The organism is Streptomyces sp. NPDC005811, assembly GCF_040630405.1.
In the GTDB taxonomy this organism is placed as follows: Bacteria; Actinomycetota; Actinomycetes; order Streptomycetales; family Streptomycetaceae; genus Streptomyces.
The window spans coordinates 24,143-36,309 of record NZ_JBEXXK010000041.1; the positions used below are offsets into that span (position 1 = coordinate 24,143).

Annotated in this window: 9 protein-coding genes; 6 read left to right on the forward strand and 3 right to left on the reverse strand. The window is 70.5% G+C overall.

All coding sequences use genetic code 11. The annotated features are described in order from the left end of the window. Both ABZ490_RS35135 and ABZ490_RS35140 read right to left on the reverse strand, forming a co-directional pair. A complete protein-coding gene (locus tag ABZ490_RS35135) occupies positions 1-372 on the reverse strand; it encodes a WhiB family transcriptional regulator (RefSeq protein WP_358999546.1) in 372 nt (123 codons plus the stop codon). A gap of 105 nt (positions 373-477) precedes the next feature. Then, positions 478-1,167, reverse strand: coding sequence for a DUF1707 domain-containing protein (locus tag ABZ490_RS35140; protein WP_358999548.1), 690 nt, complete (start codon positions 1,165-1,167; stop codon positions 478-480). Positions 1,168-1,321: 154 nt separating this feature from the next. On the opposite strand from ABZ490_RS35140, the gene ABZ490_RS35145 reads away from it, so the two are divergent. The 4 genes from ABZ490_RS35145 (at position 1,322) to ABZ490_RS35160 (ending at position 8,077) form a co-directional block, all read left to right on the forward strand. Then, entirely contained in the window at positions 1,322-2,992 is a 1,671-nt protein-coding gene (locus ABZ490_RS35145; protein WP_358999551.1) for a fumarate hydratase, read from the forward strand. 488 nt (positions 2,993-3,480) lie between these two features. Further along, positions 3,481-4,884, forward strand: coding sequence for a class II fumarate hydratase (locus tag ABZ490_RS35150; RefSeq protein ID WP_358999554.1), 1,404 nt, complete (start codon positions 3,481-3,483; stop codon positions 4,882-4,884). A gap of 72 nt (positions 4,885-4,956) precedes the next feature. After that, entirely contained in the window at positions 4,957-5,649 is a 693-nt protein-coding gene (locus tag ABZ490_RS35155; protein WP_358999557.1) for a DUF402 domain-containing protein, read from the forward strand. 325 nt (positions 5,650-5,974) lie between these two features. Next, a complete protein-coding gene (locus ABZ490_RS35160; protein ID WP_358999560.1) occupies positions 5,975-8,077 on the forward strand; it encodes a SpoIIE family protein phosphatase in 2,103 nt (700 codons plus the stop codon). Between the two features lie 65 nt (positions 8,078-8,142). Here ABZ490_RS35160 and ABZ490_RS35165 read toward each other — a convergent pair whose 3' ends face one another. Beyond that, complete coding sequence (locus ABZ490_RS35165; RefSeq protein WP_358999563.1) at positions 8,143-10,626, reverse strand: transglycosylase domain-containing protein; 2,484 nt, start codon at positions 10,624-10,626, stop codon at positions 8,143-8,145. Positions 10,627-10,914: 288 nt separating this feature from the next. Here ABZ490_RS35165 and ABZ490_RS35170 point away from each other — a divergent pair, with 288 nt between their 5' ends. Further along, a complete protein-coding gene (locus ABZ490_RS35170; protein ID WP_358999565.1) occupies positions 10,915-11,868 on the forward strand; it encodes an SPFH domain-containing protein in 954 nt (317 codons plus the stop codon). Continuing rightward, a complete protein-coding gene (locus ABZ490_RS35175) occupies positions 11,865-12,119 on the forward strand; it encodes a hypothetical protein (protein WP_358999568.1) in 255 nt (84 codons plus the stop codon). Before ABZ490_RS35170 ends, ABZ490_RS35175 begins: the two co-directional genes overlap by 4 nt. Positions 12,120-12,167 lie beyond the last annotated feature (48 nt).

Consider the following 12,167-nt stretch of genomic DNA (forward strand, 5'->3'; position numbering starts at 1 on the left):
CTAGCCCGCCTGGGCTATGCGGCCCGACGACCTGGCCGCCTTCTTCAGTTCCATGTCGCGGCGGCGGCGCCGGGCCAGGACGACCCGGCGTTCGGCGGCGGTGAGGCCGCCCCAGACGCCGTAGGGCTCGGGCTGGAGCAGGGCGTGCTCCCGGCACTCCACCATGACGGGACAGCGGGCGCAGACCCGCTTCGCGGCCTCTTCGCGGGAGAGGCGGGCGGCGGTGGGTTCCTTGGAGGGAGCGAAGAACAGGCCGGCCTCGTCACGCCGGCACACCGCCTCGGTGTGCCAGGGAGCGTCTTGGTCGCGCGCTGGCACCCGCTGGGCCGGAACGGCGGCGACCTGCAGGGACGAATGCGGCGGTTGCAGCACGGGTCTACTCCTGACGACGGCTTCGCGAGCGAGAGACGATGCAGCAAGGCCTACCCGCTGTGCGCGCGCCTATGCACTGCGTCCCGAACCGCTGATTCACGACCGTCAATGGCCCAGATGTTTGCGCAAACCCTTGTCGACCTTGCGCTGCACGCGATCGAGGATGTCCGCGACGAGCCTGCCGCGCTTGGGCCGGCCCTCGATGTTGCCGAGCACCGCCCAGCCGTCGACGTAGACCACGGGGGCGTCGGGTTCGGGCGAGTCGAGGGCGTCCACCTCGAAGTTGCCGAGGACTCCGCCGCCGGTGCCGCGCAGCGACACGTTCTCCGGGACGTACACCTCGATGTTGCCGAAGACGGACCAGGCCTTGATCATGACCTGCTGGTACTCGAAGAGCGCCTCGCTGAGGTCGATCTCGACGCTTCCGAAGATCGCGTACGCGTGGATACGGCGGCCCGCGCGCCAGCGGCCCCGGCGGCTGGCGCTGCTGAACACCGCGATCACGTTGTCGTCGGGGTCGGCTGGGATCGCGCTGCGGTCGGGCCGGCCGGGGGTGCCGCCGGGGGCCGTGCGGCGGGCGTGGGCGGCGGGCAGGTCCTGGATGAAGACCTCCAGTTCGCCGACCGTCTTGGCGGCCAGCACGCCCTCCACGCGCTCGGCGTGCTCGTCGGCGGTCAGCCGGCCCTCGGCCAGGGCCTCGCGCAGGATGTCGGCGACGCGGTCGCGGTCGGCGTCCGAGGCGCGCAGCCGGGTGGGCGGTGTGGGAGCGGCGGCGGTCTGCTTCTGAAGGTCCACGGAACCAGCGTACCCAAACACGATAGATCGCGATACCCCTGCCCCGCTCCGACTGAGCCTTACCTCACAAGCTCCGCGCCTGAGGCAGGTTCTACGCTGGTGGGGCCCGCCAGTGTCGGTGGGCCGCCGTCTGCAGAGTGAGGAATGGGCTGCGATGCCTGAGTTCGCGTACACCGATCTGCTCCCCATGGGAGAGGACACCACCCCGTACCGGCTGGTGACCTCCGAGGGTGTCTCCACCTTCGAGGCCGACGGGCGGACGTTCCTCAAGGTGGAGCCGGAGGCGCTGCGCAAGCTCGCCGCGGAGGCCGTGCACGACATCCAGCACTATCTGCGGCCGGCGCACCTCGCCCAGCTGCGGCGGATCATCGACGACCCCGAGGCCTCGGGCAACGACAAGTTCGTCGCGCTGGACCTGCTGAAGAACGCGAACATCGCGGCGGCGGGCGTCCTGCCGATGTGCCAGGACACGGGCACGGCGATCGTCATGGGCAAGCGCGGCCAGAACGTGCTGACCTCGGGCGGCGACGAGGAGGCCCTCAGCCTGGGCATCTACGACGCGTACACCAAGCTCAACCTGCGGTACTCGCAGATGGCCCCGGTCACCATGTGGGACGAGAAGAACACCGGCTCCAACCTGCCGGCCCAGATCGAGCTGTACGCCACCGACGGCGGCGCGTACAAGTTCCTGTTCATGGCCAAGGGCGGCGGCAGCGCCAACAAGAGCTTCCTCTACCAGGAGACGAAGGCCGTCCTCAACGAGGCCTCCATGATGAAGTTCCTGGAGGAGAAGATCCGCTCGCTGGGCACGGCCGCCTGCCCGCCGTACCACCTGGCGATCGTCGTCGGCGGTACGTCCGCGGAGTACGCGCTGAAGACCGCGAAGTACGCCTCCGCGCACTACCTCGACGAGATCCCGGCGGAGGGCTCGGAGCTCGGTCACGGCTTCCGGGACAAGGAGCTGGAGGAGAAGGTCTTCGAGCTGACGCAGCGGATCGGCATCGGCGCGCAGTTCGGCGGCAAGTACTTCTGCCACGACGTGCGCGTGGTGCGGCTGCCCCGGCACGGCGCGTCCTGCCCGGTCGCCATCGCGGTGTCCTGCTCCGCCGACCGCCAGGCCGTCGCGAAGATCACCGCCGAGGGCGTCTTCCTTGAGCAGCTGGAGACCGACCCGGCGCGGTTCCTGCCGGAGACGACGGACGAGCACCTCGACTCCGCCGACGAGGACGTGGTCCGCATCGACCTCAACCAGCCGATGGACGACATCCTCGCCGAGCTGACGAAGTACCCGGTGAAGACCCGGCTCTCCCTGTCCGGCCCGCTGGTCGTGGCCCGGGACATCGCGCACGCCAAGATCAAGGAGCGGCTGGACGCGGGCGAGGAGATGCCGCAGTACCTCAAGGACCACCCGGTGTACTACGCGGGCCCGGCCAAGACCCCCGAGGGCTACGCGTCCGGTTCCTTCGGCCCGACCACGGCCGGCCGCATGGACTCCTACGTCGAGCAGTTCCAGGCGGCGGGCGGCTCCAAGGTGATGCTGGCCAAGGGCAACCGCTCCCAGCAGGTCACCGACGCCTGCGGCAGCCACGGCGGCTTCTACCTCGGCTCCATCGGCGGCCCGGCCGCCCGCCTCGCCCAGGACTGCATCAAGAAGGTCGAGGTCGTCGAGTACGAGGAACTCGGCATGGAGGCGGTCTGGAAGATCGAGGTCGAGGACTTCCCGGCCTTCGTCGTCGTCGACGACAAGGGCAACGACTTCTTCAAGGACCCGGCCCCGGCGCCGACGTTCACGACCATTCCGGTGCGGGGCCCCGGGCTCGCGTAGCACCTGGGGCGGCGGAGGGTTCTCGCCCCCACCGCCCCTACCCGTCCCGTCCTCCACGGGCCGCCGCCCCTCGCCCCCACCGGGACTCCGCCCCGAACCCCTGCCGGCCCGAAGGACCTCGTCCTCGAGCGCCGGACGGGCTGGGTGGTGCCGTCGGACGAACCAGTGGAACGACTTCTTCAAGGACCCGGCCCCGGCGCCGACGTTCACGACCATTCCGGTACGGGGCCCCGGGCTCGCGTAGCACCTGGGGCGCGGCGGGGAGCGGATCTCGCCTCCGCCGCCCCTGCCCGTCCCCTCACCAGGGGGCTCCGCCTTCGACCCCACCGGGGCCGCGCCCCGGATCCCGCCTCGGTGGACGGCCTCCCCCGGACTCCGCCGACGGGCTGAGGGGGGTGGCCTGTGTCGAAAGCCCCCGGGCTCGCGTCTCGCCTCCACGGGAACAGCAGGCCCGTCCGCGATGCTGTCCCCTGTGGAGGTGATCGTCGATGGCCGACGAGCAGGACAAGGGCGGGTACCGGATCGAGCACGACTCCATGGGTGAGGTGCGGGTGCCGGCGGACGCCAAGTGGCGGGCGCAGACGCAGCGGGCCGTGGAGAACTTTCCCGTGTCCGGGCAGCGGATCGAGCGGGCGCACATCGAGGCGCTGGCCCGGATCAAGGGTGCCGCGGCGAAGGTGAACGCCGAACTGGGGGTGCTCGACAAGGACGTGGCGGAGGCCGTTCAGGACGCCGCCGCGGAGGTCGCCGAGGGGACCTGGGACGCGCATTTCCCGGTGGACGTGTTCCAGACGGGGTCGGGGACCTCGTCGAACATGAACACCAACGAGGTCATCGCCACGCTGGCGAGCGAGCGGCTCGGCCGGGACGTCCATCCCAACGATCACGTCAACGCGTCGCAGTCGTCCAACGACGTGTTCCCGTCCAGCATCCACATCGCCGCCACCGCCGCCGTCACCCGGGACCTGATCCCGGCCCTGGAGCACCTGGCCGACGCGCTCGGCCGCAAGTCCGAGGAGTTCGCGGACGTCGTGAAGTCCGGGCGGACGCATCTGATGGACGCCACCCCCGTGACACTGGGGCAGGAGTTCGGCGGGTACGCCGCCCAGGTGCGGTACGGCGTGGAGCGGCTCACCGCCTCGCTGCCGCGGCTCGCGGAGCTGCCGCTGGGCGGGACCGCCGTCGGGACCGGGATCAACACCCCGCCCGGATTCTCCGCCGCCGTCATCGAGGAGGTGGCCCGCGCCACCGGACTCCCGCTGACCGAGGCCCGGGACCACTTCGAGGCGCAGGGCGCCCGGGACGGGATCGTCGAGACCAGTGGGCAGTTGCGGACCGTCGCAGTGTCCCTGACGAAGATCGCGAATGATCTGCGATGGATGGCCTCGGGGCCGAGGACGGGTCTCGCGGAGATCTCGCTGCCCGACCTCCAGCCCGGGTCCTCGATCATGCCCGGCAAGGTGAATCCGGTCGTCCCGGAGGCCGTGCTGATGGTCGCCGCGCAGGTCATGGGCAACGACGCCACCGTCGCCGCCGCCGGAGCGGCCGGCAACTTCGAGCTCAACGTCATGCTCCCGGTCATCGCCAAGAACGTGCTGGAGTCGATCCGGCTGCTGGCGAACGTCTCCCGGCTGCTCGCCGACCGGACCGTGGACGGGATCGTCGCGCACCGGGAACGCGCCCGCGAGTACGCCGAGTCGTCCCCGTCCGTCGTCACCCCGCTCAACAAGTACATCGGCTACGAGGAGGCCGCCAAGGTCGCCAAGAAGGCCCTCGCACAGCGCAGGACGATCCGCGACGTCGTCCTCGAAAGCGGGTATGTGGAGCGCGGCATGCTGACGGTCGAACAGCTCGACGAGGCCCTGGATGTCCTGCGGATGACGCGCCCGTAACCTTTCCCCGCGGCGCGCAGAACCGTGACGCGCGCCGCAGCGTCGTATGCCCATGGCACCTAATATCTGTGCATGGCAGACGGTGGAGCGGTGAGACGCGTGGGAACAGGTGGTACGGCGGCGTTCTGGACGCCCGGGGACCGGATCCTGTGGCGCTACCGGGAGAACGGCGGCCCGGGCTTCCACATCGCCCGCCCCGTCACCGTGGTCCGCGACGACGAGGAACTGCTCGCGGTCTGGCTGGCGCCCGGCACCCAGGTCGTCAAGCCCGTGCTCGCCGACGGCACCCCGCTGCACCAGGAACCGCTGCCGACGCGCTACACCAAGCCCCGGACCGTCCAGCTCGACCGCTGGTTCGGCACCGGAGTATTGAAGCTGGCCCGGCCCGGCGAACCCTGGTCCGTGTGGCTGTTCTGGGAGCCGGGCTGGCAGTTCAAGAACTGGTACGTCAATCTGGAGGAGCCGCTGGCCCGTTGGGACGGCGGAGTGGACTCCGAGGATCACTTTCTGGACATCTGTGTGTACCCCGACCGCACTTGGGGCTGGCGTGACGAGGACGAGTTCGCGCAGGCCCAGCAGGACGGGCTGATGGACGCCGCCGTCGCCGAGCGGGCGCGGGAGGCGGGCCGAGCGGCGGTGGAGGTGATCGGTGCCTGGGATGCTCCGTTCAACAAGGGCTGGCAGCACTGGCGCCCGGATCCCTCCTGGGCCGTACCGTTGCTTCCGGAGGACTGGGACCGAGTCCCGGCGCACGTGTCCACATGAGACCCTTGCTGCGCCCCCGGGCAGGAAACGTAGGATCGTCCTCCGCAACACCATCGAACAGCAACTCCCGGGGCCGACACCGGGTCTGACCGAACGTCACCGAGGGGCGGCAGGACGTGAGCGAGGGGTACGAGGGCAACACCGGCGGGGCCGTCAGGACGGACGGTGCCCGCTGCCGGAGCCGCGCCCGGTCCTCCGGTGGCACAGGAACAGCCTCTGACCACGCGGGAATTCCGTTCCGGGGACAGGTATTCCGGGTATCGGGTTTTCTGCGGGACCAACTGTGTGCGCGCCGCGCAGCCCCGGACGGACGGATTCGACACGCGTGACGGAGCAGCCCACCAGCTACGAACGCCCCCAGGGTGTGGACCCCGCGGAAGCCCGCGGGGCGCTCCTGCGTACCCAGGCCCCGGACGCCTCGGACGCCTTACCTCCCGCCGCCTCCCAGGGCCGCGCGGAGGACGGCCCTGGCACCACCGCGTCATGTGCCACCAGCGGGAAGGGCAGCAAGGGAAACAAGAGTGCCCAGGGAACGGAGCCGGCCGGTTCACAGGCCGAGCACTCACAGCCGGCGACCGGAGCCGAACCCGACAGCCACCGGCCACGTCCGGCGCCCGAGTCCATCCCGGCCCAGCCGGGCGGTGACATGCGCGCCGAACGCCGTACGGGGCAAGGGGTGACGCCCGGGCGTCCCACGCCGATGCGCCGGGACGGGGACCGGCTGCGTTTCGTCGGCGCCGCCACCCGGCGGATCGCCCGCGGTCTGGACCTCGACGAGATCGTGATGGGGCTGTGCCGGGCCACCGTGCCGACCTTCTCCGACGCGATCCTCGTCTATCTGCGCGACCCGCTGCCGGTCGGCGACGAGCGGCCGGTGGCCGACCGCGTCATGCTGCGGCTGCGGCGCACCGACCGCATCCCGGAGGAACGCGACACGGAGACCGGCTTCGCCGCGCTCGCCCTGCCGCCGCCGGAACCCTCCGAGCTGAGCGCCGAGTTGTCCTCCGCGATCGCCGAACTGTGCGAGGTACGGCCCGGCGGGGCGCTCGCGGAGGTGCTGCGCGGGGTGCGCCCGGTGTTCGCCGACAGCCCGGCCGCCCGTGCCGCGCTGCCCGAACTCCTGGGCGAGGACAGCACCCTGGTCGTCCCGGGCGGCCAGCGGGCCATCCTGGCCCCGCTGCGGGGCCGTCGCCGGGTGATCGGCGCGGCGGTCTTCCTGCGCCGCCCGGAGCGCTTCCCGTTCGAGAACGACGACCTGCTGGTCGCGGCCCAGCTCGCCACGCACAGCGCGCTCGGCATCGACAAGGCGGTGCTGTACGACCGTGAGGCGTACATCGCCGACGAGCTCCAGCGCACCATGCTCCCGGAGCATCTGCCCCGGCCGACCGGCGTACGGCTCGCCTCGCGCTATCTGCCGGCGGCCGAGACCGCGCGGGTGGGCGGCGACTGGTACGACGCGATCCCGCTGCCCGGCAGCCGGGTGGCGCTGGTCGTGGGCGACGTCATGGGGCATTCGATGACCTCGGCCGCGATCATGGGCCAGCTGCGGACCACCGCGCAGACCCTCGCGGGCCTGGATCTGCCGCCGCAGGAGGTCCTGCACCATCTCGACGAGCAGGCCCAACGGCTCGGCTCCGACCGCATGGCGACCTGCCTGTACGCCGTCTACGACCCCGTATCGCACCGCATCACCATCGCCAACGCCGGCCATCCGCCGCCGGTCCTGCTGCATCTGGGCGGCCGGGCCGAGGTGCTGCGGGTGCCGCCGGGGGCGCCGATCGGTGTGGGCGGGGTCGACTTCGAGGCGGTGGAGCTGGACGCACCGGCCGGGGCGACGCTGCTGCTGTACACCGACGGCCTGGTGGAGTCCCGGCTGCGGGACGTGGCGACCGGGATAGAGCAGCTGCGGGAGAAACTGGCCGCGACCGCCCAGCTCACGGGGCCCGATCATCCGCCGCCGCTGGAGGCGCTGTGCGACGAGGTGCTCGACATGCTCGGGCCGGGCGACCGGGACGACGACATCGCGCTGCTCGCCGCCCGCTTCGACGGGATCGCGCCGAGCGATGTGGCGTACTGGTTCCTGGAGCCGGAGGACGCGGCACCCGGCCGCGCCCGGCGGCTGGCCCGGCGGGCGCTGTCCCGGTGGGGCATGGAGGACCTGACCGACTCGGTGGAGCTGCTGGTGAGCGAGGTGGTCACCAACGCGGTGCGGTACGCCTCCCGGCCGGTGACACTGCGGTTGCTGCGGACCGATGTGCTGCGGTGCGAGGTGGGGGACGATGTGCCGCAGCTCCCTCGGCTGCGGCAGGCTCGGGCCACCGATGAGGGTGGGCGGGGGCTGTATCTCGTCAATCGGCTCGCTCGGCGGTGGGGGGCCACACGGCTCAGTACCGGGAAGGTCGTGTGGTTCGAGCTGAATCGGTCGTAGGCCCCTGAGAGACAAAAACGAGAGGGCGCCCGGTGATCACCGGGCGCCCTCTCTGTCTCATGTGCCTATTGGCCGTCGCCGCTCAAGGGGCCCGTTGGGTCGCTCGGGTCCACTGTCGGCTCTTCCGTGGCTGGTTCCGTGGTGGTGTTGCCCGTGGGTTCGTTGGTCGTGGGCGTGCTCGTGGGGGTGTTGTTCGGCGTCGGCTGCTGGGTCGTGGGGGCGCTCGTGGGGGTGTCCTGGGCCGTGGGAGTGGGGGAGGCCGTGGGGCTCGACGAGGCCGACGCGGTGGGGGACGGGGAGGCCGTCTGGACCGCCGCGCCCTGCTTGGTCTCCAGGTCGAACTTGGTGACCTCGGTGGAGACGCCGAAGGTGTACGCCGCCCAGATCTGCGCCGGGAAGCCACCGCCGTTGATACGGCCCGCGACCGTGGTCAGGCCCGTCGTCGCACCGGTCAGGCTGACCTGGGCGCCCGTCTTGGCCTTCTCGCCGAACAGACCGACCGAGGTGACCAGGTCGGGGGTGTAGCCGGTGAACCAGGCCGACTTGTTGTTGTCGGAGGTACCCGTCTTGCCGGCCACCTTCTGGCCCTTGCGCAGCGGATTGTCCCGTACGGACTTCTTGGCCGTACCGTCGTCGACCACACCGGTGAGGACCGAGGTGACCGAGTCGGCGGCCTCCCGGTCGATGACCTGCTCGCCGATGGGGTCGGTGTGCTTGAAGGACGGGTAGGCGCTGTTCGTCGCCGTCTTGATGAGCGCCGGGGTGACCTTCTTGCCGTGGTTGTCGAGGGTGGCGTAGACACCGGCCATCTGGAGGGGGCTGGCGCCCATGGTGCCGAGGGTCTGGGCCGGCACCGCCTTGAGGTCCTTGGTGTCCATGCCGAGGTCGTCGGCGACCTTCAGCACCTTGTCCATGCCGACGTCGACACCCATCTGCGCGAAGACGGAGTTGATGGACTTGTTCAGCGCCGTCTGGACGGTGACGTCACCGTAGTCCTGGTCGTCCTCGTTCTCGGGGGCGAAGCCGATGTCGCTGCCGACGACCGGGCGCTTGCTGGTGCCGTCGTAGAGCGTGTTGGAGGTGATCTCGTCGCCGTCCTGCGTCTTGGCGTTCTCGTCGAAGGCCGCGGCGAGGATCACCGGCTTGAAGGTGGAGGCGGGCTGGTAGTCGGTGCGGGTGGCGTTGTTGACGTAGTGCTCGGTGTAGCCCTTGCCGCCGTACATCGCCACCACGGCGCCCGTCTTCGGGTCCACCGAGACCGCGCCGGCCTGGACGTCACCGTCGACCTTGCGCTTCTTCGCGTCGAGCTTGCTGGTGAGCTGTTCCTTGACCGCCGTCTCCAGCGCCTTCTGCTTCTTCTTGTCGATGTTGAGCTCGATGTTCCAGCCGCCCTTCTTGATCAGGGCGGTGGCCGACTCGAAGTTGTCGGCGATCCCCGTGGCGACGAGCTGGTTGGCCAGTTCGATGTTGGCCGCGTACACCAGGTAGCCGGTCTGGCCCTCCTGGCCGGGTGCGGCCTTCGGGGCCTCGGGCTCCGGGAACGTCATCTTGTCGCGCTTGGACTTGTCGAGCCAGTCCTGCTCGACCATGTTGTCGAGGACGTAGTTCCAGCGGGCCTTGACCAGGCGCTTGCCGGTGTCGGTGGCGACGGCCCAGTCGTACTGGCTCGGGGCCTGGAGCAGGGCGGCGAGGTAGGCGCCCTGCTCGACGGTGAGTTTGTTGGCGTCGACGCGGTAGTAGGCCTGGGCCGCGGCCTGGATGCCGTAGGCGCCGCGGCCGTAGTAGCTGGTGTTGATGTAGCCGGCCAGGATGTACTCCTTGGACTCCTCGCGGTCCAGCTTGAGCGAGATGATCAGTTCCTTCAGCTTGCGCGTGACGGTCTGTTCCTGGCTCAGGTAGTAGTTCTTGACGTACTGCTGGGTGATCGTCGAACCGCCCTGCGCGCCCTTGCCCATGAGGGTGTTGAGGATGCCTCGGGTGGTGCCCTTCAGGTCGACGCCGGAGTCGCCGTAGAAGGTCTTGTTCTCTGCGGCGACGAAGGTGTGCTGGACTTCCTTGGGGACCTTGGAGAGGTCGACGTTCTCCCGGTTGACGTCTCCGTCGCGGGTGGCGATCGAGCCGTCCTTGTACTTGTAGACGTTGCTCTGGAGCTTGGCGTCGGGGTTCCCCGCGGGGATCGGCGTGCTGACGTACAGCCAGACGAGAGCGCCGATCACGGCCGTGGTCATGAGGAGGAACGCGCCGAGGATCTTCTTCCAGGTGAAGATCCTGCGTATGAGGCTCTTGTCCTTCTTTCCGCCCTTGCCGCCGGCCTTGACCCCCCGGCCGCCCTTCTTCCCCGCGGCGGCCCTGCGCGCGGCTGCGCGGCCGCCGGGTGCGGGACTTCCGGCGGTGTCGGGCGCCTCGGTCGTCTCGGGGGCTTCGGGGGCCTCCACGGCCGATCGTGACGTGCCGCGCGAGGGCGGGGCCTCCCGTCGCGGGGAGCGGTTCTTGGGCGCCGCGCGACGGCCACCGCTCTGCCGCGCTCGTCTCTCGTCCGCTCGTCCCATGAGTCCGCTCGCTCCGCTTCGTACTCGGCAGTCACACCCGTGACTGGAGGCAGGTCAGCTCAGAAAGCTAACACCGTCGGCTGTGTCGAAGAGGCCTCGGTCCGGCGTTCGGAGGGGGTGAGAATCAGCACCCCGCCGGGAAACCGGCACACCACGTCACCTCGTTCGACGACTGGAACGCTCCGAGGGTTGCCAATCGCTCATAAAGTGATATCACTTAGCTAGACCGATGATTGCGCGTGGCCGGTGCGGACCGGTCACGCCTGTACGAACCGGGGGGAATCACCCATGTCCGCAGCTCCTCACTCCACCCTCTCCACGGAGAGTTCCTCGGCCCACGCGTCCGCGCTGCCCGCCCCGCACGTCAAGGAGTTCCCGGCCCACAGCGTGGGCGGCGGGCTCGCGCTGCTCGGCGGACTGGCCGGGCTGCTGATCGGCGGCGGGATGATCGCCGCCGCGACCACGGTGGCCGCGACCGGCGCCAAGGCCGCGCTGATCGTCGGCGGCATCGTCATAGGCATCGCCGCGTTCCTGTCGATGTGCGGGCTGAACACGGTCGCGCCGGGCGAGGCGCGCGTGGTGCAGCTCTTCGGGCGCTACCGGGGCACCATCCGCGAGGACGGGCTGCGCTGGGTGAACCCCTTCACCTCGCGCGAGAAGATCTCCACCCGGGTGCGCAACCACGAGACGGCCGTCCTGAAGGTCAACGACGCCTACGGCAACCCGATCGAGCTCGCCGCGGTCGTGGTGTGGAACGTGCAGGACACCGCTCAGGCCGTCTTCGAGGTGGACGACTTCCTGGAGTTCGTCTCCACCCAGACCGAGGCGGCGGTACGGCACATCGCCATCGAGTACCCCTACGACTCCCACGACGAGGACGGGCTCTCGCTGCGCGGCAACGCCGAGGAGATCACCGAGAAGCTCGCGGTCGAGCTGCACGCGCGCGTGGAGGCGGCCGGCGTGCGGATCATCGAGTCCCGGTTCACGCATCTCGCGTACGCTCCCGAGATCGCCTCGGCGATGCTCCAGCGGCAGCAGGCGGGCGCGGTGGTCGCGGCGCGGCGGGAGATCGTGGACGGGGCCGTCGGGATGGTCGAGGCCGCGCTCGGCCGGATCGCCGAGCAGGGCATCGTGGAACTGGACGAGGAGCGGAAGGCGGCGATGGTGTCCAACCTGATGGTGGTGCTGTGCGGGGACCGGGCGCCGCAGCCCGTGCTCAACGCGGGGACCCTCTACCAGTGACGGTTCCCTCCGGGGGTTCGACCCCACAGGGCCGGCCGCAGCGCAAGCAGGTGCTGCTGCGGCTGGACCCCACGGTGTACGACGCGCTGGCGCGGTGGGCCGGGGACGAGCTGCGGTCCGCGAACGCGCAGATCGAGTTCCTGCTGCGGCGCGCTCTCGCGGAGGCCGGGAGACTGCCTCGCGACACGAAGCCGATTCCCCGGCGTGGGCGGCCCCCCGGGGGCTCCGCCCCCAGACCCCCGTCGGCCTGAAGGGCCTCGTCCTCATCGCCGGACGGGCCGGGGTCGCAGGACCGGCCC

What these genes read in the sequence shown, in the direction of transcription:
- ABZ490_RS35145 (WP_358999551.1), top strand. Translation starts at nt 1,322, where the DNA reads ATGCCTGAGTTCGCGTACACCGATCTGCTCCCCATGGGAGAGGACACC.
- ABZ490_RS35150 (WP_358999554.1), top strand. Translation starts at nt 3,481, where the DNA reads ATGGCCGACGAGCAGGACAAGGGCGGGTACCGGATCGAGCACGACTCC.
- ABZ490_RS35155 (WP_358999557.1), top strand. Translation starts at nt 4,957, where the DNA reads ATGGCAGACGGTGGAGCGGTGAGACGCGTGGGAACAGGTGGTACGGCG.
- ABZ490_RS35165 (WP_358999563.1), bottom strand. Translation starts at nt 10,626, where the DNA reads ATGGGACGAGCGGACGAGAGACGAGCGCGGCAGAGCGGTGGCCGTCGC.
- ABZ490_RS35170 (WP_358999565.1), top strand. Translation starts at nt 10,915, where the DNA reads ATGTCCGCAGCTCCTCACTCCACCCTCTCCACGGAGAGTTCCTCGGCC.